Origin of the sequence: Methylobacterium pseudosasicola (assembly GCF_900114535.1) — a bacterium.
GTDB classification, from domain to species: domain Bacteria; phylum Pseudomonadota; class Alphaproteobacteria; order Rhizobiales; family Beijerinckiaceae; genus Methylobacterium; species Methylobacterium pseudosasicola.
In genome coordinates, this window is sequence record NZ_FOTK01000017.1 from 1 (window position 1) to 25,907 (window position 25,907).

The 25,907-nt window shown below is 69.9% G+C and carries 26 protein-coding genes; 18 read left to right on the plus strand and 8 right to left on the minus strand.

Translation table 11 applies throughout. The features are described from left to right. Positions 1-392 precede the first annotated feature (392 nt). Together BM228_RS16820 and BM228_RS33805 are read right to left on the minus strand one after the other, a co-directional pair. Positions 393-1,559: an HD domain-containing phosphohydrolase gene (locus BM228_RS16820; protein ID WP_092042629.1), complete on the minus strand. Its 1,167-nt coding sequence runs from the start codon at positions 1,557-1,559 to the stop codon at positions 393-395. Between the two features lie 333 nt (positions 1,560-1,892). Beyond that, a complete protein-coding gene (locus tag BM228_RS33805; RefSeq protein WP_139234103.1) occupies positions 1,893-2,156 on the minus strand; it encodes a hypothetical protein in 264 nt (87 codons plus the stop codon). On the opposite strand from BM228_RS33805, the gene BM228_RS16825 reads away from it, so the two are divergent. The 6 genes from BM228_RS16825 (at position 2,137) to BM228_RS16850 (ending at position 8,642) form a co-directional block, all read left to right on the plus strand. After that, positions 2,137-3,021, plus strand: a complete 885-nt coding sequence (locus BM228_RS16825) for a LysR family transcriptional regulator (RefSeq protein WP_092042481.1) — start codon at positions 2,137-2,139, stop codon at positions 3,019-3,021. The two genes, BM228_RS33805 and BM228_RS16825, sit on opposite strands and share 20 nt — an antisense overlap. Before the next feature lie 220 nt (positions 3,022-3,241). Beyond that, on the plus strand, positions 3,242-4,435 hold the full coding sequence (locus BM228_RS16830) for an FAD-dependent oxidoreductase (RefSeq protein WP_244537174.1): 1,194 nt from the start codon (positions 3,242-3,244) through the stop codon (positions 4,433-4,435). A 146-nt stretch (positions 4,436-4,581) separates the two neighbouring features. Further along, a complete protein-coding gene (locus tag BM228_RS16835) occupies positions 4,582-6,270 on the plus strand; it encodes a thiamine pyrophosphate-binding protein (protein WP_092042484.1) in 1,689 nt (562 codons plus the stop codon). Between the two features lie 160 nt (positions 6,271-6,430). Further along, positions 6,431-6,940, plus strand: a complete 510-nt coding sequence (locus BM228_RS16840; RefSeq protein WP_092042486.1) for a P-loop NTPase family protein — start codon at positions 6,431-6,433, stop codon at positions 6,938-6,940. A gap of 471 nt (positions 6,941-7,411) precedes the next feature. Beyond that, the gene (locus tag BM228_RS16845) at positions 7,412-7,831 is read left to right on the plus strand and encodes a GFA family protein (RefSeq protein WP_092042487.1); all 420 of its coding nucleotides are present in this window, start codon (positions 7,412-7,414) and stop codon (positions 7,829-7,831) included. A 205-nt stretch (positions 7,832-8,036) separates the two neighbouring features. Further along, entirely contained in the window at positions 8,037-8,642 is a 606-nt protein-coding gene (locus tag BM228_RS16850) for a glutathione S-transferase (RefSeq protein ID WP_092042489.1), read from the plus strand. A 174-nt stretch (positions 8,643-8,816) separates the two neighbouring features. Here BM228_RS16850 and BM228_RS16855 read toward each other — a convergent pair whose 3' ends face one another. After that, positions 8,817-9,284 carry a DoxX family membrane protein gene (locus tag BM228_RS16855; protein ID WP_092042491.1) on the minus strand — a complete coding sequence of 156 codons (468 nt, stop codon included), beginning with the start codon at positions 9,282-9,284 and terminating at the stop codon, positions 8,817-8,819. A gap of 473 nt (positions 9,285-9,757) precedes the next feature. Here BM228_RS16855 and BM228_RS16860 point away from each other — a divergent pair, with 473 nt between their 5' ends. Further along, entirely contained in the window at positions 9,758-10,558 is an 801-nt protein-coding gene (locus tag BM228_RS16860; protein ID WP_092042492.1) for a glycosyltransferase family A protein, read from the plus strand. Between the two features lie 204 nt (positions 10,559-10,762). Here the strand turns inward: BM228_RS16860 and argE are convergent, their stop codons facing one another. Beyond that, the gene (gene argE / locus BM228_RS16865; protein WP_092042494.1) at positions 10,763-11,947 is read right to left on the minus strand and encodes an acetylornithine deacetylase; all 1,185 of its coding nucleotides are present in this window, start codon (positions 11,945-11,947) and stop codon (positions 10,763-10,765) included. 153 nt (positions 11,948-12,100) lie between these two features. On the opposite strand from argE, the gene BM228_RS16870 reads away from it, so the two are divergent. The 7 genes from BM228_RS16870 to BM228_RS16900 all read left to right on the plus strand — a co-directional run bounded on the left by BM228_RS16870 (position 12,101) and on the right by BM228_RS16900 (position 17,944). Continuing rightward, positions 12,101-12,391, plus strand: coding sequence for a hypothetical protein (locus BM228_RS16870; protein ID WP_092042496.1), 291 nt, complete (start codon positions 12,101-12,103; stop codon positions 12,389-12,391). A gap of 40 nt (positions 12,392-12,431) precedes the next feature. Further along, a complete protein-coding gene (locus tag BM228_RS16875) occupies positions 12,432-12,866 on the plus strand; it encodes a GlcG/HbpS family heme-binding protein (RefSeq protein ID WP_092042497.1) in 435 nt (144 codons plus the stop codon). Positions 12,867-12,933: 67 nt separating this feature from the next. Next, positions 12,934-13,800: an alpha/beta hydrolase gene (locus BM228_RS16880; RefSeq protein WP_092042499.1), complete on the plus strand. Its 867-nt coding sequence runs from the start codon at positions 12,934-12,936 to the stop codon at positions 13,798-13,800. Between the two features lie 186 nt (positions 13,801-13,986). After that, positions 13,987-15,867, plus strand: a complete 1,881-nt coding sequence (locus BM228_RS16885) for a sensor histidine kinase (protein ID WP_092042501.1) — start codon at positions 13,987-13,989, stop codon at positions 15,865-15,867. Between the two features lie 287 nt (positions 15,868-16,154). Further along, a complete protein-coding gene (locus BM228_RS16890; RefSeq protein ID WP_092042502.1) occupies positions 16,155-16,463 on the plus strand; it encodes a hypothetical protein in 309 nt (102 codons plus the stop codon). A gap of 261 nt (positions 16,464-16,724) precedes the next feature. Further along, a complete protein-coding gene (locus tag BM228_RS16895) occupies positions 16,725-17,402 on the plus strand; it encodes a carbonic anhydrase (RefSeq protein WP_092042504.1) in 678 nt (225 codons plus the stop codon). Positions 17,403-17,632: 230 nt separating this feature from the next. After that, positions 17,633-17,944: a hypothetical protein gene (locus BM228_RS16900; RefSeq protein ID WP_092042505.1), complete on the plus strand. Its 312-nt coding sequence runs from the start codon at positions 17,633-17,635 to the stop codon at positions 17,942-17,944. Between the two features lie 22 nt (positions 17,945-17,966). Here the strand turns inward: BM228_RS16900 and BM228_RS16905 are convergent, their stop codons facing one another. From BM228_RS16905 to BM228_RS16915, 3 genes are all read right to left on the minus strand, one after another. Continuing rightward, positions 17,967-18,185, minus strand: a complete 219-nt coding sequence (locus BM228_RS16905; protein ID WP_092042507.1) for a hypothetical protein — start codon at positions 18,183-18,185, stop codon at positions 17,967-17,969. Positions 18,186-18,372: 187 nt separating this feature from the next. Further along, positions 18,373-19,017: a winged helix-turn-helix domain-containing protein gene (locus tag BM228_RS16910; protein ID WP_092042509.1), complete on the minus strand. Its 645-nt coding sequence runs from the start codon at positions 19,015-19,017 to the stop codon at positions 18,373-18,375. A 138-nt stretch (positions 19,018-19,155) separates the two neighbouring features. Next, on the minus strand, positions 19,156-20,256 hold the full coding sequence (locus BM228_RS16915) for a replication protein RepA (RefSeq protein WP_092042510.1): 1,101 nt from the start codon (positions 20,254-20,256) through the stop codon (positions 19,156-19,158). 743 nt (positions 20,257-20,999) lie between these two features. Between BM228_RS16915 and BM228_RS16925 the strand changes: the two genes are divergently transcribed. Continuing rightward, entirely contained in the window at positions 21,000-21,830 is an 831-nt protein-coding gene (locus BM228_RS16925) for a TrmH family RNA methyltransferase (RefSeq protein WP_244537175.1), read from the plus strand. A 115-nt stretch (positions 21,831-21,945) separates the two neighbouring features. Next, the gene (locus tag BM228_RS16930; RefSeq protein ID WP_092042513.1) at positions 21,946-22,200 is read left to right on the plus strand and encodes a hypothetical protein; all 255 of its coding nucleotides are present in this window, start codon (positions 21,946-21,948) and stop codon (positions 22,198-22,200) included. A gap of 128 nt (positions 22,201-22,328) precedes the next feature. Here the strand turns inward: BM228_RS16930 and BM228_RS16935 are convergent, their stop codons facing one another. Next, the gene (locus BM228_RS16935; RefSeq protein WP_092042515.1) at positions 22,329-23,207 is read right to left on the minus strand and encodes a polysaccharide deacetylase family protein; all 879 of its coding nucleotides are present in this window, start codon (positions 23,205-23,207) and stop codon (positions 22,329-22,331) included. A gap of 175 nt (positions 23,208-23,382) precedes the next feature. Here BM228_RS16935 and BM228_RS16940 point away from each other — a divergent pair, with 175 nt between their 5' ends. Together BM228_RS16940 and BM228_RS16945 are read left to right on the plus strand one after the other, a co-directional pair. Then, positions 23,383-24,804 (plus strand): MFS transporter, encoded by a 1,422-nt coding sequence (locus BM228_RS16940; RefSeq protein WP_092042517.1) that lies wholly within the window; start codon positions 23,383-23,385, stop codon positions 24,802-24,804. A gap of 216 nt (positions 24,805-25,020) precedes the next feature. Then, positions 25,021-25,887, plus strand: a complete 867-nt coding sequence (locus BM228_RS16945) for an amidohydrolase family protein (protein WP_092042518.1) — start codon at positions 25,021-25,023, stop codon at positions 25,885-25,887. Positions 25,888-25,907: the final 20 nt, after the last annotated feature.

The following is a 25,907-nucleotide window of genomic DNA, read 5'->3' on the forward strand; positions in this document are numbered from 1 at the left end:
AAACAACCCCGTCATCCCGGGGCCGCGAAGCGGAGCCCGGGATCCAGAACCAGTGTCGGATCAACGACTTGCGCCGTCGGCGGATCTGGATCCCGGGCTCGCCTGCGGCGCCCCGGGATGACAGGGTGGGGGCTGAAGCGTCTGCGGAAACTTGGGATCCGTGAAGGAAGGATAGGTCTCGGCGACCCATCGCCTGCCGCCGCGCTGCCTTCTCGGCTGTCACCTTGGCGAGAGATGGGCGCATGCCATCGGACCTTGGCTGTGCGGTTCGAAGCGCTTGATCCCATTGATAAAACGCCTCGCGCGCAGATGAATCCCAACACCTTTAAAGGGCTGGGTCTCGGACCTTTTGAAACCGGGATTGTCATCGATCGATGCCCGTTCCCGTGGCGTCATCCGTGGCGTCTGCGGGTGGGGGCTTCGTCCACGAACCGGCCCGCGAGGACGGGCGTCTCGGCGGCGATCTCGCGGAGCAGGGTCGGCACCCGGGCCCAGGGCTCTGTGACGGCGCGCGAGCCCGGCCGGACTGCGCCCCGCTCCTGGCCGCCGGCCACGCGGATATCCGGCCAGCGCGCGCAGAAGGCCTCCACGCAGGCCGGATCGAAATGGCGGCCGCTATCGGCCCGGATGCAGGCCAGGGCCGCCTCGAAGGACATCGCCTCCTTGTAGGGCCGCTGCGTGGTCAGGGCATCGAACACGTCCGCCACCGCGACGATCCGGGCGGCCAGGGGGATCTCGGTGCCGGCAAGCCCCTTCGGATAGCCGCTGCCGTCCCATTTCTCGTGATGCGCCTCGGCGATCTCGGCGGCCAGCCGGATCAGCTCCGAGGAGCTGCCGCCCAGGATGCGCTGGCCGATGGTCGCGTGCGTCTTGATCAGGGCGAACTCGTCCGGATCGAGCCGGCCGGGCTTCAGCAGGATGCCGTCCGGGATCGCCACCTTGCCGACATCGTGCAGCGGCGCCGCGAGATACAGGTTGCGGCACAGCTCCGCCGGCAGGCCGAGGGCCTCGGCCACGATCTGGCTGTAGCGGGCCACCCGCCAGGTGTGGTCGCCGGTGTCGTTGTCGCGATACTCCACCGCCAGGGACAGGCGGAAGATGATCTCCTCCTCCCGCTCGCGCATGTGCCGCAGGGCGGCCTCGACCTCGCCGTCGAGCCAGGCGGCCTGCTCGGCCAGCCGCCGCACCGCCTTGGCGAGGCGGATCAGGTTGCGCAGCCGCACGGTCTGCTCGACGCCCCGCATGGACTTGTCGAGGAAGTCGGTCGCCCCCGCTTCCAGGGCGGCGAGCCGGACCGCGTCGGAGATGTCGCTGGTGACCATCGCGATGGGCACCTGGGCGTAGTGCGGGATCGTGCGCATGCGCTGGATGAACGCGATCCCGTCCATCGCGGGCATGTGGTAATCGACCAGCACCAGATCGAAGGCGCGCATCTGCGCCTCGACCAGGGCCGCGGCCGGGTCGGCGTAGTCGGTCACGCTGACGTCGGGCTTGGCCTCGAGCATCTGGCGCAGCCGTCGGCGCATGGTCGCGCTATCGTCAACCAGAAGCGCGTCCATCATGGCGTCTTGTCTCGCTCCGCGGGTGCGTGCCCGGCGCGGGATCGGCGGGGTGTCGGGGCCGCGCTCTCGGGAGCTCGCGGGCACGGAGAGCCGTGGCGTTCCAAGATCGGATCCATCGGGCTGAAAGCGGTCATGATCCGATCCGTGACGATCGCGGGTGAAGGTGCCGTCCTCGATGCGGAAGGTCTCTTCGACGATGTGACACATTTGTAATATTGCACGTTAAAGGGGAGTAAATGTTCTCGCGCTCGCGTTGGACGGTAAATTTGATCTCCGCGAATAAATAAGTATCGGCTCTGCTATATCTTGCTTGATAATCTCATGAATTAATCAGGTAGCGTTGATTTTTATGGCGTGAATATAAATCGAATTGTCCAGTTTCAGATTTTCATGGATCTTGTAGTGGTGGTTTTCGATCTGTCCTGGCGTCTTTGACGCCTGGGCATTGGGACGGAGGCGGGCGGCGCGTCCGTCCGGCAACGCTGACAGGCCGGCGGGGCGGCGATACCGTCTCGCGTCGTCGTCACCGGACGGATGGACCGGGCGATGCCGCTTCCGGAAAGGACCTTCGGCGATGATGCGGTTCGATCTCACCGATCTCGGCCTGTTCCGGCACGTGGTCGAGGCCGGCTCGATCACCCACGGGGCGGCGCGGGCGAACCTCGCCCTGGCGGCCGCCTCGACGCGGATCCGGCTGATGGAGGAGTCCCTCGGCGCCGCGCTCCTGACCCGGGGGCGGCAGGGCGTCAGCCCGACCCCGGCGGGGCGCACGCTGCTCACCCATGCCCGGGAGATCCTGGCCGGCGTCGAGCGCCTGCGCGAGGAGATGTCGGTGTTCTCCGGCGGCGCGGCCGGGCAGATCCGGGTCCTGGCGAACACCAACGCGCTCACCGAGTTCCTGCCCGACGCGCTCTCGGCCTTCCTGGCCACCCATCCCGGGATCGGCGTCGAGATCGAGGAGCGCACCTCCGAGGAGATCGTCGGGCTGGTGGCCGAGGGCGCGGCCGATCTCGGCATCCTGTCCGGCACGGTCGATACCGGCTCGCTCCAGACCTTCCCGTTCCGGGAGGACCGGTTCGTGCTGGTGGCGGCCCGGGACCATCCCCTGGCGGCGCGCGCCGATATCGCCTTCGTGGAGGTGCTCGGCCACGACCTCGTCGGCCTCGACCGGCGCAGCGCGATCAGCCGGTTCCTGGTCGCCCAGGCGGTGCGGGAGGGGCGGCCGATGCGCCTGCGGGTGCAGTTGCGCGGCTTCGACGCCGTCTGCCGCCTGGTCGAGGCCCGGGTCGGGCTCGCGGTGCTGCCCGAGAGCGCCGCCGCCCGGGCCGCGCAAGGGCTCGCCATCGCGGTGGTGCCGCTCTCGGATGCGTGGGCGCGCCGCGACCTGACCCTGTGCCTGCGCGACCTCGACGGCCTGCCACCGTTCATGCGTGCCTTCGTGGCGGCGTTGCGGGGTTGAGCCCGTGCAGTTCCGGGAGTCGGATCGAGCCGGATGAGGTGTCGTATTTCAATCAGAAGATGAACCCATTTAGAGATTTCGATGTCGCCATGTAACCGCATGTTTCCAGGCGCTGAAAAATTACGTACGTGCTTTACGAAAATCGTGATCGCTGCCATGTGTGCGATTTCGCGCGTTGAGAACCTCACGCCGCGGACGGGACGACTTTCGGATGACAGCGATGGGCAGCGGGGTGGACAGCTACGACGTGGCCGTGGTCGGGGCTGGGCTGGCCGGGAGCTGCCTCGCCGGGGCGCTCGCCCGCGCCGGGACCCGGGTCGCGCTGATCGACGCCCAGGCCGGGCGCGGCGAGGCGCGGCGCGACTTCCGGGCGGAGAAATTCGGGGCCGACCAGATGGCCCTGTTCGAGGGACTCGGCTTCGGCCAAGCGCTCGCCGCCTGCACGACGCGGACCGATGAGGTCGCGGTGGTCCGCTACGGCCGCCTCGCCTACCGGGAGGCCGCCCGCGAATGGGGCGCGCATTATCCCGTCCTGGTCGGGGCCGCCCGGGACGCCCTGCCGGAGGGCTTGCTGACCGTCGGCCGGGTCGCCGATCTCGATCTCGGGCCGGATCGCCAGGCGCTCACCTTGAGCGACGGCCGCCGGATCGAGGCGCGCCTCGTGGTGCTCGCAACCGGGTTGGGCCACGCGCTGCTCGCCAAGGCCGGCATCACCAAGCGGGCGCTGAGCCCGCGCCACTCCCTGGCGGTCGGCTTCGACATGGGGGCGCCGCGGGCCGCCTTTCCGTTCCCGGCCATGACCTACTTCGCCGAGGGGTTCGGCGGGCGCGACGCCTACCTGACCCTGTTCCCCATCGGCGACGTGATGCGCGCCAACCTGTTCTGCTACCGCGACCCCGGCGAGCCCTGGGTCGCGGCCTTGCGGCGGGACCCGGAAGCCACCCTGCGGGCGATGATGCCTCACCTGGCGCGGCATTGCCCGGACCTGTCGGTGTCCGGCCCCCTCGAGGTCCGGCCGATCGACCTCGCCCGGGCCGACGGGGTGGAGCGCGACGGGCTGGTGCTGATCGGCGACGCCTTCCAGACCGCCTGCCCGATCCCCGGCACCGGGATCGGCAAGCTGCTCACCGATGCCGACCGGCTCGCCCGGGTTCACGTGCCGGCCTGGCTCGCCACCCCCGGGATGGCGCGGGAAAAAATCGCGGCGTTCTACGCCGACCCGGTCAAGCAGGCCTGCGACGCCCGCAGCCTGCGCGCCAGCGTCTACGCCCGCGGCCTCGCCGTGGAGACGGGCGCCCTCTGGCGGGCCCGGCGCCTGCGCAACCGCCTGGCCCGCACGGCGATCCGCATGGCGAAGGACGGCCCCAGGGCCGCCGCGGCTCTGGCGCCCGGCCTCCTGCCGATCGGGCTATAACGCGCGGCTCCATCAGGGCTCCGCCCTGACAACCCGCCAAAGGGCTCGCCCTTTGGAAACCCGATTCCGCCCTGCGGGTCTTCGTCGCGGCGCGGCCATGGGGTAGCGTAGCCGCGATTCCGCCGGGGGGCGGAGGAGGGTTGCGCATGCCGATCGAGACCGTGGACGCCGCCGGGAGCCGCAGAGGCGCCGAACTGCTGCTGGATGTGCTGCGCTCGGAGGGGGTGCGCTACATCTTCGGCAATCCCGGCACCACCGAATTGCCGCTGATCGACGCGCTCACCGAGGCGCAGGACATCGGCTACATCCTCGCCCTGCAGGAGGCGACCGCGGTGGCGATGGCCGACGGCTACGCGCAGGGTGCGCGCCGGCCGGCCTTCCTCAACCTGCACACCGCCGGCGGCCTCGGCCACGGCATGGGCGCCCTCTGGAACGCGCAGGTCAGCGGCACGCCGCTGGTGGTCACGGCCGGCCAGCAGGACCTGCGCCACGCCCTCTCCGACCCGCTGCTGATGGGCGACCTCGTCGCCATCGCCGACCCGGTGGTGAAGTGGGCGCGCGAGGTCACCAGCCCGGACCAGATCCCGGTGCTCCTGCGCCGCGCCTTCCACGATTGCGGCGCCGCCCCGTCCGGCCCGGTCTTCCTGTCCCTGCCGATGGACGTGATGGAGGCGATGACCGCGACACCGGCGGGCGAGACCTCGACCATCGACCAGCGGGCGGTGGCGGGCTCCCTCGACAAGCTGGCGGAAAGGCTCGCCGCCATCGCGCCCGGCCGCCTGGCCCTGATCGCCGGGGACGAGATCGACGCCTCGGACGCCTCCGCCCAGGCTGTGGCGCTGGCCGACCTGCTGGCGGCGCCGGTCTACGGCTCGTCCTGGCCGGCCCACATCCCCTTCCCCACCGCACACCCGCTCTGGGCCGGCAACCTGCCGACCCGGGCCGACGCCATCGCCGACATCCTCGGGCGCTACGACGCGGTGTTCGCGCTGGGCGGCAAATCGCTGATCACCATCCTCTACTCGGAGGTCTCGGCGGTGCCCCCGGGGACGCAGGTGTTCCAGCTCTCGGCGGATGTCCGCGACCTCGGGCGCACCTACGCCACCAGCCTGTCGACGGTGGGCGACATCCAGGCCTCCCTGAACGCGCTGCTGCCGCTGCTGGCCCCGCGCGTGGCCGGCCGCGCCGCCGCCTACGCGGAGGTGCGCGCGCAGGCGGAGACGGCCCGGACCGAGCGCCGGGCCAAGCTCGCCGCCGCGGCCGACGCCGCCTTCGACGATCCGGTGATCGCGCCGCTCGTCGCCGCCCGCGAGGTGGCCCGGGCCGTGGGGGCGCAGACCACGATCATCGACGAGGCGCCCGCGACGCTGACCCACCTGCGGACCTTCCTCGACAGCTCCTCCACCCACCAATACGCGGCGATGCGCGGCGGCGTTCTGGGCTGGGGCATGCCGGCCGCGGTCGGCTTTTCGCTCGGCATCGACCGGGCGCCCGTGGTCTGCGTCGTCGGCGACGGGGCGGCGATGTACTCGCCTCAGGCGCTCTGGACCGCGGCGCACGAAAAACTGCCGGTCACCTTCGTGGTGATCAACAACGCCGAGTACAACATCCTGAAAAACTTCATGAAGGGCCAGGCGCACTACGCCTCGGTGCGGGCCAACCGCTTCATCGCCATGGACCTCACCGACCCGCGCGTGGACTACCTGGCGCTCGCCACCTCCATGGGCGTGCCGTCCCAACGGGTGACCCGAGCCGCCGACATCGCCCCGGCGATCGAGGCCGGGATCCGGTCCGGGAGCGCCAACCTCGTGGAGGTGGTGGTGCGGGCGAGCTGACCGGCGGCGGCCGCACCACCATCCGCCGTATCGAAGATCGGGGCTACGCCTCTGCCCCGATTGGCGAACTTGGACCACCGGCTGACACCTCGGTCTCTCCCTGCATGACGGATAAGCGCCGCGGGGCAGCTGTCCGGCTGACACCAAGGCGCTCGATCGCATGAGGCGGATCAATGTCCTGGGCAATGCCGGGAGCGGTAAGTCGACGCTGGCACGGAAGATCGGCGAGCGATTGCAAATTCCGGTCGTTCACCTGGACAAATTTTTCTGGGAGCCAGGCTGGCGAGAGGCTGATCCCGACCTGTTCCGGCAGCGTGTTGCGAGCGCTGTTTGCGGGGATGCTTGGGTTTGCGAAGGGAACTATGCAGCTCGAACATTTGACCTGCGCGTTCCTCAAGCCGATCTCACCATTTGGCTGGATACGCCCCGTCTGATCTGCGCAGCCCGCGTCATTTCGAGGAGCACGGCGATTCGGAATCGACCTGACCTGCCTGTCGGATGTCAGGAAGGAAACATCAGGAACACGATCGAACTGCTGCGGGATGTATGGCGATTTGATGCAACCAGACGTGGTCGCATCGACAGGGAATTGTCTCGCTGGGGAAAAGAAGAAGCGGTCCTGCATCTAAAAGGTCAGAACCAGGTTGAAATGTTCTTGGCGAGCATTTGAGAGATTGAGGGATTTCGACAATAAGTTCATGTGCTTTTCGCTGCTATCGAACGAATCCATCCTTCAGATATTTTATATCTGCAAGGGCATACCAACCTTAGCATGAACGTGCGAACCTTTACGGCTGCGAATTCCCTCGCGATCTGGTCTGTATCAAGTCGGCACCGCCCGTTTGCGCCTGAGAGTGCGTGTAAACTTTGGCAACCCAATCAGCGTTCGCCCGGCCGGGGCGGCGGCAAGAAAGGCGTAGCGGTTCAAACGCTTGCCGCTGATCGCCCGCGTGCATCCGCGGACCGTCGCGTGTGTTTTCCTCACACAGCGCGCGAGCTTTTCATGGATTGTCCGGCCCGGATTCCGGGGCTACGTCCAAGGTGACGCCGATCTCGGTCGGCGACCCTGTCCTTGTCCTACCGCGAGCGGACACGTCTCGTAAGACCGGGCGCAGACGGGATCCGAACGGGACCGGGCACCATGACCCTCCATGCCGGCCAGTGCCATTGCGGTGCCGTGCGCTTCCGGGCAACGCTCGGCGACGGCTTCGACTCGATCCGCCGCTGCACCTGCTCGTACTGCCGGATGCGCGGCGCCGTCGTCGCCATGGCGGAGGCGGGCGGGGTCGAGATCCTGCAGGGCGCGGAGGCGTTGACCAGCTACCGCTTCCACACCGGCGCGGCGCAGCACTTCTTCTGTTCCCGCTGCGGGATCTACACCCATCACCAGCGGCGCTCGAACCAGAACCTCTTTGCCGTGAACGTGGCGTGCCTGGACGGAATCAGCCCGTTCGATTTCCCCGAGGTGCCCGTCATGGACGGGGTCAACCACACCAACGACACCGGCCAGCCAACCCGCCGGGCCGGCACGCTGCGGTTCATTCCGGCCGACATGGATTGAGGGTAGAGGCCCCGGCTTCGAAAGATCCGTGATCGTTTGCGGATCCAGGGCGGAGCCCTGGGTCGAGCGAAGCTCCGTCGGGGCTCCGCCCCGAAGACCCCGCCAAAGGGCTGAGCCCTTTGGAAACCCGGTTTCGGCGTCGGAGGCTGGATTCCGGCCGCCAGCGGTGCAAGGTCCCGGTGTCGCCACGAACCGGGACGGTCCGATGAAGCTCTTCTACTCCCCCGCCTCCCCGTATGCCCGCAAGGTGCTGGTGCTGGCCCACGAGACCGGGTTGATCGACAGGATCGCCGTCACCGTCGCCGGGGCCTCCCCGACCGGCCCCTCCCCCGAGGTCGCCGCCTACAACCCGCTCGGCAAGATCCCGGCCCTGGTCCTGGAGGACGGCACCGCCCTCTATGACAGCCGGGTGATCTGCGAATATCTCGACGGCCTCTCGGCCGGCCCGCGCCTGTTCCCCGAGGGCGCGGCGCGCTGGGACGCCCTGGTCCGGCAGGCGCTGGCCGACGGCCTGCTCGATGCCGCGCTGCTCACCCGCTACGAGCGGGTCCTGCGCCCGGAAGAGCGGCGCTGGGAGTCCTGGGAGGCCGGGCAGGTCGGCAAGATCACGGCGGCGCTCGACCGGTTCGAGACCCTGGTCGCCGACATGCCGGTCCTGGATATCGGCACGGTCGCGATCGCCTGTGCGCTCGGCTATCTCGACCTGCGCTTCCCCGACCTCGCCTGGCGCGAGGGACGCCCCGCCACCGCCGCCTGGTACGCGGTGTTCGAGGCCCGGCCCTCGATGGTCGCCACCGTGCCGAAGGGGTGAGGCCCTGGAATTCTCGGGGCTTCGCGCCCCGAACCCCGCCAAAGGACCGGGGGCCCTTTGGAAACTCGGATTCTCGAGCATCACCCCGAAAGGTGGGTGCCGGCTTTCGGAAAAAGGCGATGCAAAATCAAAGACCTGGCGCATCGTGCCGGTTCCGATATCCGGCACGATGCGCTAAGGTCCGGCCTGGACCGCGTAGGGGTGGGACGAGGCGAGCGGGTCGGCGAAGAAGCTTTCCACCGTCCCGGCGCCGGTCCCGAAGGTGATCAGCAAGAAGCCTCCGGCCAGCGCAAAGTTCTTCAAGAAATCCCAAAATAACGCGCGGCCCTGGCCGCCCGCCCAGAAATCGCCGGGCGCCCAGAACTGCTTCCACAGCAGCGCGGTGACGCCGCAATAGCCGGCGAGCACGAAGGCCGCCGCCCGGTCGGCGAAGCCCGTCAGGATGCACAGCGACATCCCGATCTCGACCCCGAGCCCGATCAGGATCAGCACGGTCGCCGGCCCGGTGGCGTGCACCGCCTCCCGGGCCTGGCCGACCGCGCCCTTGAAGTTGAGGATCTTGTCCAGGGCGCTGAACGGCAGGAACAGCAGCACCAGGAGCAGGCGGACGCCGAACGCGATCGCGACGCTGAGGCTGGCCATGCGCTTTTCAACGATTCCTGTGCCGGCTCCGCGGCCCGCCGTTCCTCCAAACCGCGAGCGGGGCAAAGGTTTCTTGTCGGGTGCCGGCCGTAGAGCTTCCAGCCCGCAATGCCCTGCGGGAATAGGACGAGCGCACCGGCTTAGGCGGCTGGTCGCGCATCTTGCAGCGTGGTGACTTCTGAACAACAGCGGAGCCATCGATTGTGCTCAACACATAGGTCGATATCAAATAGGTGATGGCTATAAAAATCGAAAAATCATTTATTTTAAGGAATGATGATTTGTATATAACTGCAATAATGCGGATATTTTATTAAAAACAAATCATGAAATATAACTTGACAGCTCGAAAGCCACGCTGTTTCAGATTGATTAGCGTCTAAGAACATGGCCGTGCCCATTGATAGGCATCGATTCAAAAGCAACGTGCGACAGCTCCATAAATTTATTCGCAATAATTCAAGAGAATCAGAATGAAAATTGCAATCATTACGCCATCCCGACTCAAGCGTTCGACGCTGGTCGGCAAATCAGATTTTTATTTCTTGGAGCATGCAGTCGCGAGCGCAACGGCTCAGGAGTTCAGCAATAGTCAGCTCACGATCCATTTTTTCGTCGGAGTCGATGCGGACACCGTGATTCCGGCTCGGCTCGCCGACCATCCGCAAATCACGTTCGTGCGGAGCGAATGCAAAGCCCAGGTCCCCGCCTTGAACGCGGCGATCCGGGCGGTGGATGCCAACTGGGACTTCGTCGGCTTCCTTGAGGACGACGACCGCTGGCTGCCGCAATATCTCGCCGTCGCCATCCGGGCCCTCGACGGATTCGACTTCGTCTCCTCGACTCAACTCGAGGTGAACGAAACCGACGAGCCTGTCCGGATCAACGATTTTCCGGCGCCTTCTGGTTGGCTCATGCGCCGCAGCACATTCGAGAAGGTCGGCGCGATCGATCCGTCCTCGAAGTGGCACTACGACAACGAATGGCTCGGTCGCTTGGCCGAAACTGGCTTACGGCGCGCCCACTTGGTTGAGGCGACGGCACCGGCGAATATGCAGGACGCTTTTCAGGTCCGCCCCTGGCTGGCTAACGTTCTGCGTTTCGGCGGCCCGAACATCCACCTTGTGCGCCACGGCTTCGTCCTGCCGCTCGTGTACCGTCTCGTGCATCCGGGATCCGGAACCTCGTATGTCGGCGAGGGTGGGACGGCCAAGGAGGAGAGTAACGCGGAGTATCAGCGGCTCATCGATCGCTTCGGACGGATCCCGTGGTGAGACCGCAGCGACCTGCGGCCCTCGGATCCCGACTCGATCGCGTCGCGATCGATCTGGCCTCTCGCTCCTCGACGTGACGCGCCCACGTGGGATGCCGGCCGTGAGGTTCGGCAATTCTTCGAAGGAAACCCCGATAGCGGGCGAGATAGCCTCAGACTTCGCAGTCTCTTCGAACGGCGGCCCGCGCTTCGCTTCGCCGTATCTTCAGCCCCGGCACGCCCGGATCAGCCGCCGGACGAACTCTGCGCAGGCGGCGAGCTCGTCCCGGGTCACGTATTCGTCGGCCTTGTGGGCCCGGGCGATCGAGCCCGGACCGATCACCACCGCCGGCACGCCGCCCAGCCGCTCGAACAGCCCGCCCTCCGTCCCGTACGAGACCTTGCCGTGCGCGTTCCGCCCGGCCAGCCGCTTGGCGAGCGTCACGATCGCCGCTTCCGGGTCGGTGTCGAGGCCGGGATAGTCGATCAGCGGCTCGACCTCGACGCCGCAGGCCGGGTCCGTCGCCCGCATCAGCGGCGCCAGGGTGTCGGTGGCGTAGGCGATCGCGGACGCCGCCAGCGCCCCGGCATCGTCGGCGCCGATCGCCCGGTACTCGAATTCCACGCTGCAGGCATCCGGCACGATGTTGAGCGCCGTGCCGCCCCGGACCACGCTCGACAGGCCGGTGGTGTGGGGCACGTCGTAGAGCGGGTCGCGGGCCCCGTCCCGGGCGATCGCCTCCGCGGACAGCCGGACATGCTCGATGAAGCGGGCGGCGTATTCCACCGCGTTGACGCCCGCCGGTGCCAGGGCCGAATGGCTCGCCTTGCCCCGGAAGGTGAGGCGGGCCGCGGACTTGCCCTTGTGCCCGACCACCACGCCCATCCCGGTGGGCTCGCCGACGAAGCAGCCGAGCGGGCGCGGCCCCCGCTCCAGCATCCGGGCGATCAGCGGCCGCACCCCGAGGCAGCCGACCTCCTCGTCATACGAGATCGCGATGTGGAGCGGGGTCGCGAGCTCGGCCGCCACCATCTCCGGCAGCAGCGCCAGGCAGACGGCGAGAAAGCCCTTCATGTCCGAGGTGCCGCGCCCGTAGAGCCGGCCCGCCTCCTCCCGCAGGACGAACGGGTCCGACGACCAGGGCTGGCCCTCGGCCGGCACCACGTCGCTGTGGCCGGAGAGCACGTAGCCGGCCCGCGTCGCGAACGGGCCGACGCTGACGAGCAGGGCCGCCTTGGTCCCGGTGGCGTCGGGCACCCGGGCGACGGCGGCGCCGTGATCCCGGCAATAGCCCTCCGCCCAGTCGATCAGCGGCAGGTTCGAGCGCGCGCTCACCGTGTCGAAGGCCACGAGGGTTTTAAGCAGCGCCACCGGATCCTGCGCGGCGGGGTTTTTGGCGGCGATCGTCATCGGGCGGCTCGCGGGGTCTCGGGGGAGGGCGTCCCGCATCCTACGAGGTTTTCGCAAGCTTCGGACCGGTGAAAACCGCCCTGCCCCGGAACCAGGCGCGCGGCGCAGCGTAGCTGCCGGTGAAGGCCCCGCCGCGCCCTGCGAGCCCGAACCATGCGCCCCCTGATCCTCGCGACCCTGATGCCGACGGCGGTGCTGCTGGCGATCGCCCCGGCCGAGGCCCGATCGCTCCATCGGAAGCCAAGCCACCGGCAAATGTCCGACATGGACGTAACCCTGGCCCGCAGGGCCGAGGGCGACCGGCTCCGGGGCTGGCGGGCCTGGCAGGCGCCCCGGTCCTTCGCCCGCGCCCTTCCCCCGGCCACGCGGGAGCGGGTCGCGGCCCCGCCGTTTACCGGCTGGGGCTACGGCGGCACGATCCCGGGGGCTTGGCCCGGCTTCTGACCCGCTGCCCCCCCCGCCGAGACCGTTGCCGAGGCCCGCGATGACCGCCACCACCCGTCCCGCCGCCCGGCTCACCCATGCGGCGGCGCTGACCGCCCTCCAGGCGGCAATCGCCCACGCGGAGGCGATCGGCGTGCCGGAGAACGTCGCTGTGGTCGACGCCGACGGCAACCTGCTCGCCTTCCTGCGCATGGACGGCGCCAAGCTCTTGTCCCGCGAGAGCGCGCTCGCCAAGGCGGTGACCGCCGCCTCGAACGGCGCGCCCACCGGCCGCCTCCCCGCCGATCTCGCCGTGACGGTCGCCCTCGCCTCCGGCGGCCGGCTGACCAACCTCCCGGGGGGCCTGCCGATCGTGATCGACGGTGTCTGCCTGGGCGGCATCGGGGTCGGCTCCGGCGCCAGCGACCAGGATGTCGCGGTGGCTCGTGCCGCCCTGCGGGCGATCGGCGCTCAGGATCCGGGCGCTGCCCCCTGAGCCGGGCGCCTCGACCCGGGTCCCGCGGCCTGTCATGGTGTGGCGGGAGGCCGGGAGACAACCCACGATGGCTCTGGATTTCCGCCTGGACGACCCGAACCCGGCCGATCCGCGCCGCCGCTGGGCCGAGCTCGACCGGGACGCCCGCAGCGCCTGCTACGACAACACCCGCGCGGTCGCCGACAGCGCCGCCCAGGTGGCCGCCCGCGACGCCGCCTCGGCCGCCTACCGGGCCGCGCATCCGGCCGGCCTCGACATCCCGTACGGCCCGGGCGCCCGCAACGCCCTCGACCTCTACCCGGCCCGCGACGCCTCGGCCCCCGCCCTGGTCTTCCTCCACGGCGGCTACTGGCAGCGCGGCGCCCGGGAGCTGTTCGCCTGCTTCGCCGAGGGACCGAACGCCGCCGGCTGGTCGGTGGCGATGGTCGGCTACACCCTCGCCCCGGAGGCGAGCCTGACCCGGATCGCGGCCGAGATCGGCGCGGCGCTCGACTGGATCGGTAGCCACGGACCCGCGCACGGGATCGGCGGCCCCCTGGTTCTGGCCGGCTGGTCGGCGGGCGGGCTGCTGACCGCCCTGCATCTCGGCCACCCGGCAATCGCCGCGGGGCTCGCGATCTCGGGCGTCTACGATCTCGCCCCGATCCGCCAGACCGCCCTCGACGACAAGCTGCGCCTCACGGAAGCCGAGGTCGAGACCCTGTCGCCCCTGCGCCTGCCCGTGGTGGGCAAGCCGCTCTGCGTCGCCTATGGCAGCCGCGAGCTGCCGGCCCTGATCCACGACGCCCGCAACCTGCACGCCCTGCGGGCGGCGGCCCATGCACCGGGTCCCCTGCTGCCGGTGTCCGGGGCCGAGCATTTCTCGGTGCTCGGCGAGTTGCGTCGGCCGGGCGGGATCCTGGTGCGGGCGGCGCATGCGCTGCTCGGAGGCTGAGCGCAAGGGCGGTGGAGGGGTCGTGGAGAGGTCGTGTAAGGGCGCATCTGTGCAACACAGGATTGCACGCGCGATGGCTCGTCCTGATACGGCCTTGCTGAGCCCTCCCGCGCGTGCTGTGACGGACGGGCTCGGACGCGGCCCGTCTCGACCGAGGGCGGGCCGGTCGGGTTCCGGGGAGAGCGGATGCAAGCGGTCGCCCGATCCGGGCCTGTAGCGGCGGCGGGATCGCAGGCCGATCCGGCTGCCCCGACCGATCCCGTCCGCCGGCGGCCGCTGGTGCCGCGGCTGCGCCTGGTGCTGGCCCTGGGCTTCGGGACCTTGGGCTTCCTCGCCGCCCTGGCCCTGGCCATCCTGGTGAGCCGTGAGGCGACGCGCCGGCTCGAGGCCGAGGTCGGCGGCCAGCTCGCCGAGATCGCCGGGCAGATGGCGCGGAGCCTCGATCTCGGCATGTTCGAGCGCTGGCGCGACATCCAGATCGCCGCCGGCTCGGACCGCCTGCGCGATCCCGGGACCGGGACCGAGGCCAAGCGCGCCGTGATGGAGCGTCTCCAGGCCACCTACCCGGCCTACTCGATCATCGGGCTGATCGATCCGGACGGGCGCATTGCGGTCACCAGCACCGGCGCTCTGGAGGGGGCCGACGTCTCCGGCCGCGACTATTTCCAGGGGGCCCGAGAAAGGCCGTTCGTCGGGGACGTCCATCCGGCCAAGCTCCTGCAGGCGGTGCTGGCGCCGAAGACGCCTGACGCGGCGGCCCGCGAGCCCCTGCGCCTCCTCGACCTCGCCACCCCGGTCCGGGCCCCGGATGGGCGCTTCCTCGGGGTGCTCGCCGCCCATCTCGACTGGACCTGGGCGCGCGACATGGCGCGCATCCTCGAAGGCTCGCTCCGCAGCCACCGGGGCGGGGCCGAGATCCTGATCCTGTCCCGGGACGGCACCGTGCTGCTCGGGCCTGCCGCGCTCCAGGGCAGCCGCCTCCCCGAGACCGTGCTGTCCGGCGGGCGTCCCCTCGACCCGCAGGGCACGAGCCGGCTCGGCCCCTGGCCCGACAGCACCGCCAGCTATCTCAGCGCGAGCGCGCGCACGACCGGATACCGCGACTACCCCGGCCTCGGCTGGCAGGTGGTGGTGCGCCAGACCGAGGACCGGGCCCTGGCCTCGGTGGCGGCCCTGCGCTGGAACATCCTGGCCGCGGGCAGCGCGGTGGCGCTCGCCGCGGCGATGCTCGCCTGGCTCCTCGCTGCCCTGATCGCCCGGCCGCTGCGGGACCTTGCGGTCGCCGCCGGGGCGCTGGGTCGCGACGCGCCGCTGCCGCCCCTGCCCCGGGCGATCGTGCGCGAGGGCGCGATGATCGCCGACGCCCTCACGGGGGCGGCGGACGAGCTCGCCCGGCGCGCGGAGGCCCATCGCCTCCTCGTCGACGAGTTGAACCACCGGGTGAAGAACACCCTCGCCACCGTGCAGTCGATGGCGGCCCAGAGCCTCAAGAATCTCGGCGACGGCGCCGAGGCCGGGCGCGAAGCCTTCGAGGCGCGGCTGCTCAGCCTGTCCCGGGCCCACGACGTCCTGACCCGCGAGAGCTGGATCGGCGCCGATCTGCGGGGGATCGCCGACCAGGCGGCTCGGCCGTTCCAGGGCGCGGCACCGCGCATCACCCTGGACGGCCCGGACCTGCGCCTGCCCCCCGAGATGGCGCTCGCGCTCACGATGATCCTGCACGAATTGTGCACCAACGCGGTCAAGTACGGCGCCCTCTCGGTCCCGGGCGGGCGGGCGGCGCTCGGCTGGGCGCTGGAGACCGCGCCGGGCGGCACCCGGACCCTGCGGATGACCTGGCGCGAGTGCGGCGGGCCGCCGGTCGCCGTCCCGTCGCGCCGGGGTTTCGGCACCCGCCTGCTGGAGCGCGGCTTCGCCGGACGCGACAGCGCCACCCTGGCCTACGAGCCGGATGGCCTCGTCTACGCGGCGGCCGCGCCGTTGCCCGCCGCCCTCGGGCCGGAACCCGCCGCCCTGCGGATGGTCGGCCCCGTGGGCGACATCCGGCACGGGCGCGGGCTCGACTGAGCCGGTCTCCTCCCCCGGCATCGATCCGGATCGACTCCTGCCGCGCCCTGCCGCGGCGGTGCGAATGCCGCGTGCAGGCGTACGACGCCGATTAATCCCGGCCCTCGACAGATATCGCGGCGCCGAGGTGCGGCTCCGCACAAATAGATTGGCGGAATGGATTAAATTTTACCTATTTTTACTGTGCTGGAACGCACATCGACTTTGAACGACGACGGCTATGTTCAATTCATCGGCACAGGACGCGGTGTCCCGAGCCAGCATGACGAACACAGGCGGAGCTTCACATGACGCGCACGATCCCCCAGCGCTTCCTGACCCTCGGCCTCCTGGCCGGTGCCCTCGCCCTGCCGATGGCGGCGCAGGCCGGAGAGGGCGGCGGCGGCAGCCGGCAGGCCGCCGGCGGCGGGCACATGAGTTCCTATGTCAGTGATCCCTCCCACGATCCGCGCTCTCTGCATTCGCAGCAGATGGGCAGCGGCCAGCTCCTCGGCGCCCCGATGGTGCATGACGGGGCCCGGACCGCGGTCTCGCGCCGCACCGTGATCGATCCCCATTGGGCGTCCGGGCATGTCGAGCGCCGCGTCCGCCGCTGACGCAATCCGAGACCGACGCGCGCAGCGTCCGAACCCAATATCCGGGCGCTGCGCGCGGCCTTGACGTCCGCATCATCCCGAAAGCCGGAACCCTGCTTTCGGGATGATGCGCGCAGAGCCCCTCGGGCGACCCGCCTTCCGATCCCCCCACATCCCCCTGCACGAACCCAGCACGCAGCGCCGGTGCGGCGCTCGCGGGGATCCCGCGTGCCCCTGTCCGAACCCCTCTCAGCCCTATCCCCTGCCGCAGAGACCGCATCCGTGAACAGCATCATCCAGGGCATCGCCAGCTTCCAGGGCAGCGTCTTCCCGGGCCAGCGCCAGATGTACCAGCAGCTCGTGCGCGACGGTCAGCACCCGAGCGCCCTGATCATCGCCTGCGCGGATTCCCGGGTCTCGCCCGAGCACATCACCCAGGCCGGGCCGGGCGACCTGTTCGTCTGCCGCAACGCCGGCAACATCGTGCCCCCGGCCTCCGACGTGGTCGGCGGCGTCTCCTCGGCGATCGAGTACGCCGTGGTGGCCCTGGGGGTGCGCGACATCGTGATCTGCGGCCATTCCGATTGCGGCGCCATGAGCGGCCTGATGAAGCCGGATCTCGCGAAGAAGATGCCCAGCGTCGCGGCCTGGCTGCGCCACGCCGAGGCCGCCGAGCGCATCGTCTGCGAGGCCTATCCGGAGGGGATGGATCCGCAGGAGCGGCACCGGGCGCTGGCTCTGGAGAATGTGGTGGTGCAGCTCGCCCATCTGCGCACCCATCCGAGCGTGGCCGTCGGCCTGGCCAAGGGCTCCCTGCGCCTGCACGGCTGGTTCTTCGAGATCGAGTCCGGCGCGCTCCTGGCCTATGACGGCACCACCGGGCGGTTCCGGCCGATCGCCGAGGCGGACATGCCGGTGGCCCAGTCGCCCTTGCCGGGGGACCGGATGCGGGCGGCGTAGGCGCCGACCGGACGGGATGTCTCTCAGGTTATCTTGGTCCGCCGACGATTGATCGCCAGCGGGCCGGCGACTTTGTCCGCGCGTATAGAGCCTTCGATCCAGGATCTTGGCATCCGGTTAAGCCTGAATCTTCGCGCCCTTTTAAGATGCCAGCGCCACACTCGCCCGGTCCGGCCGCCCCGTAAGCTTGGGATCCGCCGGATGCGCGTCCTCGGCAGGGAGCTTCGTCGATGTTCAGGTTCCTCGCGGCCCCGATCGCCTGCCTGGTCCTGACCGGGGCCGCGGCCGCGCAGGAGCGGACCGACGGCTCCCGGCCGGTGGCGGCGAGCTCGGTTGCGAATGCGCAGCTCCCGGACCAAGAGCCCCGCCTCCTGCTCGACAGCCTCGCGCTGCGTCACCCGGAGCCCGAGGCCGCCCAGACCACCTCGGCCCTGAGGATCCCGGCCGACTTGCCCAAGGAGGCGCTCCGGGCGGCCCCCAGGCCCTGGTGCGCCCAGGACAGGCGCGTCGGCACCGGCGCCGGCTTCTGCCTGATCAATTGACGGCCCGGCGTCTGCGGGTCGTTCAGGACGCCGCGGAGACCGGGCTCGGGCCCAAGACCGCGTCCGCCTCCGGGGCGTAGTCGAGGGAGGCGACGAGCAGCACCAGGACGGCCGCCAGGATCGCCGCGGCGGCGAGCACCCGGGTGAGGATCTCGGCCTGCCCACGGGCGGCATGGATCACCGCACAGCCCAGCGCGAAGGCGCAGACCTGCGCGGCCGGTGCGGCGAGCGCCACCGTCATGGGGTCACCGCGCGGGATGGCGCGTCGCTGTGCATGGTTCACGATCCTCAAGCGGCCCCGATCGAGACGATCCGGGACCGTACAATCGGTGGCGCGGCGGCGCGTCCCCCATATGGGTCAGGCCCGGTCGGGGTCGGCTCCGGGCCGCGGAGCGTCACGGCATTGTGACTGCCGGCCTCGTCGTCCCTCAAGCCTCCGGATCGTGGTCCTGCCCGGATCGGGACTCCGCGGCCAGGGCGTAGGTGGCCTCGGCGACGCGGCGCAGGGGGCCTCCCGGGCCGGACCGCTTCCACAGGCGGGTGTTCAGGGCCGCCACCGGATCGCGCCCCGGCAGGGTGAAGCCGCGGGCCAGGAGGATCTCCAGGATCTCGCCGGCATGCATCGGCCGGCCCGCCTCCCGGATCGCCGCGCAGGCCGCCTCCACCAGCGCGCGGCCGTAGCGGCGGGCGGCCGCCGCATCCTCCGTGAAGGCGACCGCCGGCGGAATCCCGTCCGCCTCCCCATCCGGCGGGCCGTGCCGGGTCTCACGCGGTGGGGTGTCCCAGGCCTCGAACCCGATCGGGTCCGAGACCGGCCGAGCCCCGCGCGGCGGGCTAGCCCCGACGGGCGTGTCGGGGGCCGCGACCGCCGGCGACTCCGGCGCGGGCCGGGCGGGCGACCCCGGCGCGTCGCCCCTTCCGCGATCGGCAGGGGCCGGTCCGCTCCCCGCCCCGCTCAAGCGCCGGCCGAGTTCCAGGTAGAGCACGAGATCGGCGATTTCCCGGTCGAGCGCCTCGCGCTGGCGGCGCAATGCGGCGAGCCGCGCTTCGATCTCGTCCTCCGACAGGCCCATGCGGCATTCCCTTCAGAATGAGGGAACATCTAGCGCATTCCGACCGCCCCGGGAATATGTTTCGTGGGTCTGTTCCCAAACCTCATAAGAACATGATGGAATATATGGAATGCCCTGAGGGCATTCCATCCGGACGCGCTACATTCCCTGCCGCCGAGCCTGCATTCTCTTCGTGGAGGCCGGCCGCGGCGGCACCAACAGGGTGCTCGGATCGGCCGGGTGCAGGGTCAGGCCGCCATCGTCGAGCACGATCGGCAGACGGGGAAACACCTCGCGCAGATGCGCAAGATCGGCCTTGAAGGCCTGCCGGAAGCTGCGGATCGAGGCGTTCTCGGCCCCGAACTGCGCGTGCAGGTTGTTCCAGGTCAGCCGCAGCGGGCGCTGCAGGGCGCGCAGCCGGTAGCCGGTCCAGAACAGCAGATCGAGCTTGCGCGCCGAGCCGGAAAACGCCCGCGCCGCCCGCACGTCCACCGGCAGCGCGTGCTTGATCAGCGTCTCGTAGAATTCCAGATCGAACCGCACCGTCCGTCCCGCCTCCTCCTCGCCCTCCCCGGCCCGGGGCTTCCACAATTCCAGGCTGCGGAACGGCGGCACGTTGAGGGTGGTGGCGCTGTCGCGCCCGTCCCACAGGCCGATCTGCATGGTGCAGGCGGCCAGCCGGTTCAGCTGCTCCTTGAACTGCCGGATGGTGCCGCGCTCGCCGCCGGTCACGGCAAAACCCATCTCGCGCATGAAGCCCGAGAGCGTCTCGGCGACCTTCACGGTGGGGCTGCGCTGGCGCACCGCCTCGGTGCAGAGGTGCAGCAGCACGAGCCTGGCCTTCGGCCCGTAGGGCAGCCCCTGGGGCTCGAAGGCACCGGTTTCCGGATCCTTGATCCGCCCGGCCATCAGGCTCAGCGAGTTGCGCCCATAGGTGCGGGAGAATTCGCGCACCGGCCCGGGATCGCGATAGGGCAGGCCGCAGAGCGCCAGCACCGAGTGGATGTGCTGCAGGCTCGAGGGCAGCGCCGGCTCGCTCTCGATGACGAGGCGCACCGCGTCGCGGCGGCGCTGGTCGCGCGACAGCTGGGCGCGGCGAAGCTCCTGCTCCCCGAGAACGGCAGCCTCGGCATCGCGTTCGCGCTGGCGGTGCAGCACGTGCTCGACGATCTGGGCGAACAGGAAGCCGCCGCGTGCCGCCTCGATCTCGGCCCGCAGATCCGCATCATGGATCGCGGCGATTTTTTCCTCGATGCCCATCGCCCCTCAGCTCGAGCCGCATGTGGGCCAGCCATCCGAGAGACGAAGCGGCGGCCCGATCCTGCCATGCCATGATTCGCCGGTCGAAGCTTGGAGTCGATCACGCTTGTCCCGGCAATCCCCGTTTCCCCAGGGGTTCGCCCACGGCCCCGGAGGCGGTGTCAGCGCAGAGTTCCATACGGGCGGATCGGGCCGTTCGACCAACGCAGAGTTCGATACGCCGGAGGTCCGGCATTCTGTCCCCGCATTCCACCGCTCGGAGCCGGAATCTGCGCCGAATCCGATACGGAACGACGCAGAATCCGATACGCCAGCCGGCTCGATCCGCGCAGACTTCGATACGCGACCACGCAGAGTCGCATGCGCATCCGCGCAGAGTTGGATACGAAAACCAGGCTCAAGCCGCTGACCGAGATGGGGAAATCGCCACTGCATATAGTCTTCCGAACTGACTCTCTGAAAGATTCCTTCTTGATAATCTTCCTACTTAACGGAGCGCTCGTTCGGTCTGAAGAACGCATCCTGTTCCGTCGAAAATCACCTGGTTTGAAGGGAATATACCCGATCCATCCACAGACCGGCGCTGTGTCGATGGGAAAGAGGCTCAGGGAATCGATCGTGTGCTCGACGGCGATGCGGCGTTTCAGGCGGCCTCGGCTTGACGCGAGCGGCGCCGCCCGGTTTCTCGGCGCGACCCATTCAGAGAAGGCCGTGCCGATGCTTCCCTCCCCGATCGCGCTCCGATGACCGGCCGTCGCAATGACGGCCGCCCGGGCGGTCCGCCCCGTTTCGGATCGCGACCCGGCTTCCGGCCCGGTGGTCGCCCCGGAGGATCCGGCCCGCGACCTGAACCCGGAGCAGCCGACGGCTCAGCCGTGCTGTATGGGTGGCACCCGGTGGTTCAGGCCCTGGGCAATGCCGAGCGTGGGCTGCACCGGCTGCTCGCCACCGAGAACGCCGCCGCCCGGCTGACCGAGGAATTCGGCGACGCCCTGCGCATCACGCCCGAGCTGGTACGGCCGAGCGAGATCGGCCGCCTGCTCGGGCCGGATGCGGTCCACCAGGGCCTCTATCTCGAGGCCGAGCCCCTGCCCGCCCCCGGCCTCGACGACCTGCCGGCCGATGCCCTGCTGCTGGCGCTGGACCAGATCACCGATCCGCACAATGTCGGGGCGATCGTCCGCACGGCCGCGGCCTTCGGGGTCGCCGGCATCGTCACCACGGTCCGGCACGCGCCGGGCGCCACCGGGGTCCTGGCGAAATCCGCCTCGGGCGGCCTGGAGCACGTGCCCTTCGTCACTGTCCGCAACCTGGCCGAGGCGCTGATCGCATTGGGCGAGCGCGGCTACACCCGGATCGGCCTCGATTCCGATGCGCCGGCGAGCCTCGACACGCTCACCATCGCCCGGCCGCTGGTGATCGTCCTCGGGGCGGAGGGCAAGGGCCTGCGCGAACGGACCCGGACCTGCTGCGACATCCTGGCCCGGATCCCGTTCTCGGGGGCGATCCGCAGCCTCAACGTCTCGAACGCGGCCGCCATCACCCTCTACGCGCTGGGCCGGCCGCCGGCCTGAACCGGGCCGGAAACAAAATGTTGCCCGCCGAAATCGGGTGGTGATCTAGGCAATTCCAGTACCGTATCGTAAAAGACAACGAAGAGGGGGGCGTGGGCTGGTAGGCGTGCGCCGAATGCTGGACGATGCTTTTACGTATGGGGGCGGGATCGCCAGCCTGATCGCGGTCGGCGTGTGGCTGTGGCTCGCCCGGCGGGCCTTCCCGAGCTTCGAATCCTTCGTGAAGGGCTTTGACGACGAGCTGCATCTCGGCGCCAGCCCGGAAGAACGCGCCCGCACCGCCCGCTGGCATCAGGTCCGGCAGGCGGCCGTGGCGCTGACGGCCGTGGCGGCCCTGTGCCTGTCGATCGGCCTCGCCATCCCCGACTGAGCGGATCAAATCCGGATTCAAAAGGTCTTCGACCTTTTGCGGGTCCAGGGCAGAGCCCTGGTCCATCGGGGCTCTGCCCCGATCCCCCGCCAATGGGCTGAGCCCTTTGGAAACCCCGTCTTTGGCGGTCAGGCGATGGCCGCGGCGATCGCGCCGGCCGTGGTGATCCAGATCCGGTCCCGGTGGGCCGCGATATGGCCGAGCGCCGCCCGCAGGGGCCGCAGCCGGTGGGGCTGGCCGACGATGTACGGGTGGAGCGCGATGCCCATCACCAGCGGTGCGGTGGCGGATTGCTCCAGCATCTCGTCGAAGGCGTCCACGATCGCGTCGGCGAACTGGCGGCCGGTCTCCTTGCGGGCGACGACGGCCGGGATGTCGTTCAGCTCCTGCGGATAGGGCACGGCCAGAATCCGGCCGCCGCCCCGGGTCGCCATCCAGGTCGGCTGGTCGTCGTGGCACCAGTCGAGCAGGTAGCGGTAGCCGGCCTCGGCCAGCAGGTCGGGCGTGACCCGCGATTGCGAGATCCAGGGCCCGAGCCAGCCGGCGGGCGCCCTGCCCTCCTCCCGGGTCAGGATCGCGGTGGCCTCCGCGATCAGGGCGCGCTCCTCCGCCTCGGACAGGGTGCCCTGCCGCTCGGCATTGGTGCGGCCGTGGCCGACGATCTCGTCGCCCCGGGCCCGGAACGCCTCGATCAGGCCCGGGCAGTCCCGGTAGAGTCGGCTGTTGACCAGCACGCTCGCGGGCAGGCCCAGGGCGTCGAGGGTCTCCCGCAGCCGCCAAGCTCCGACCCGGTTGCCCCAGTCGCGCCAGGCGTAGTTGAGCACGTCGGGCTGCGGGCCGCCCGGCGCCAACTCCGCCCCGAGCCCTGAGCCGAAATCGAAGGTCTCGAGGTTGAGCCCGACATAGACCGCGAGCCGCTTGCCCCCGGGCCAGTCGTAGGCCGGCCGGTCCGGAAGGGCGCTGTAGCGGTAGCGGCCGTGCTGCGCGGCCGAGGAAGCATCATCCATCGTGGGTCCAGTGTCCGGGGGCGCCCGGGCAGATAGGCCGGATCCTGGCCGCCGACAGCCTGGCCTGATCGCCGGCCGATCCGCCGCCACGCCTGTTCCGGCGGGCGGGCCTGCTGTACCGGGTCGGAAACGGGATCGCGGGCGCCGCGGTCCGGGTGCCGAGGAAGGATCCGCCGTGCCGCTGGCCGACACATCTCAGGGAGACGGGCGACCGGTCGTCTCGGACATCGCCGCGCGCCTCGAACGGCTGCCGATGTCGCGCTACCAGCGCAAGATCTTCGCGGTCATCGCCTCGGCGTGGCTGGTCGACCAGATCGACGTGGCGCTCCTGACTTTCCTGCTCGGCTCGATCGTGGTGGCGTTCGGCTTGAGCCCCACGGAGGCCGGCCAGCTCGCCGCCATGACCTTCGCGGGCCAGCTTGTCGGCAACATCGTCGCCGGCACCGCCTCCGACCGGTTCGGCCGCAAGGCGGTGTTCCAGGTGACCATGGTGGTCTGGGGCCTGGCGAGCCTCGCGGCGGCCACCGCCTGGAGCCTGCCCGTGCTGATGGCCTGCCGGTTTCTGATCGGAGTGGGCGTCGGCGGCGAGGCGCCGGTGGCGCAGGCGATGGTCTCGGAGATCGTCCCGGCTCCCGTGCGCGGCCGATACATCGCGATCCTGGAGGGGTTCTGGGCGGTGGGCTACGTGCTGTCGGGGGCGATCAGCTTCTTCGTGCTGCCCTATCTCGGCTGGCGCTGGGCCTTCGTGGTGGTTGGCCTGCTGTCGTTGGTGGTGCTCGCGGTGCGCCGGAACATGCCCGAATCGCCCCGCTGGCTCGCCGAATCCGGTCGCCACGCGGAGGCCGAGGCCGTGATGGCCACGATGGAGCGCGCGGTCGAGCGCGCCACCGGCCGGCCCCTGCCCCCGGTCACCCCGCAGATCGCCGCCGCGGTGGCGGAGGCGGTCCCGGCCCGCCGGCAGAGCGCGGTGGCGACCCTGTTCGCGCCGGCCTACCGGATGCGCACCGTGATGGCGTTCGGGCTGTGGTTCTTCGCGCTGATCGGCTTCTTCGGGCTCAATTCCTGGATCGCGGTGCTGCTCAAGGAGCGCGGCTTCTCGATCGTCGGTTCGGTGGGCTTCGTGACTCTGATCACGCTCGGCGGCATCCCGGGCTTCGCCACGGCGGCTCTGTTGCTCGAGCGGATCGGCCGCAAGCCGACCACGGCCCTGTTCCTCGTCTGCGCTGCGGCCGCCGCCTGGCTGTACGGCAATGCCGGCGGCGAGCCCGTACTGACCGTCGCCGGCCTCGCGGTGACCGGGCTGTTCGTCGCCGGCTTCGTGATGCAGTTCTTCATGTTCGGCATGTGGAGCTGCCTCTACGCCTACACGCCGGAGCTGTACCCGACCCGCGCCCGGGCCACGGGAGCCGGCTTCGCCTCGGCCTTCGGGCGGATCGGCGCTATCCTGGGGCCGATGATCGTGCCGGTGCTGGTGCGGGATTACGGCCCGGCCACCGCCTTCCAGGTCGGCGCCGGCGGGTTCCTGATCGCCGCCCTGCTGGTCCTCACCCTCGGGGTCGAGACCCGCGGCAAGGTGCTGGAGGCCGTCTCGCATTGACGAGACCCGCCTGCCGGGGACGAGATCGGGTTTCCAAAGGGCTCAGCCCTTTGGCGGGGTTCAGGGGCGGAGCCCTTGAGCGCACGGCCCGAGGCCCGATAGCAGGGCTCCGCCCTGCACCCGCAAAAGGTCTCGACCTTTTGAATCCATGATCCGATTCAGCCGTGGATGTTCAGCACCACACCTTTCAAGTCACAAACGTGGAGTTCCAAGAAAATGCCCGTCGTCGACATGCGCAGCCGGCCGACCTTCCTGCACAAGTTCTTCGGCGCCGAGCCCGACACGCCGGAATTCGGTATCGCGCGCTGGTTGAACGCCCGGGTCGGCAGCCGTGAGGTCGAGCACTTCACCCGCGGCGCCACGATCGAGGGGTTCTGCGCCGAGATGGACGGGGCCGGGATCGACGTCGCCGTGATGGTCGCCCGCTCGGTGCCGGGGGTGCGGATCTCGAACGACGCCCTCGTGCAGGCCGCCGGGCACAATCCGAAGCGGCTGATCGGCATCGCCTCGGTGGATCCGGTGAAGCTCGGGCGCAAGGCCGCGGTCGCCGAGGCCAAGCGCGCGGTGACCGAGCTCGGCTTCAAGGGGATCAACCTCGATGCCGGCTTCTACCGCGAGGGCATGCGGGCCGACGACGAACGGCTGATGCCGCTCTACGAGCTGTGCGAGAAACTCGCGGTGCCGGCCTTCGTGATGTCCGGCCCGACCACCCCAGACCTGCGCCTCAACGACCCGCTGGCGGTGGACCGGGTCGCCAAAACCTTCCCCAAGCTGCCGATCGTGTGCTGCCACGGGTTCTACCCGCACGTCGCCGAGACGGTGACCGTGGCCTTCCGCAACGAGAACGTCTTCGTCTCCTCGGACATGTACACGTTCGCCCCCGGCGGCGGCCTCTACGTGGAGGCGGCGAACGGCTTCATGAAGGACCAGTTCCTGTTCGGCTCCTCGTTCCCGTTCCGGCCTATGCGCCAGGGCGTCGAGGATTTTCGCGCCCTCGGCCTCTCGGAGGAGGCCCTGGACGCCGCCCTCTGGCGCAACGCCGACCGCCTGCTCAATCTCGGCCTCGCCGAGGCCCAGTCCTGAGATTCCAAAGGGCTCAGCCC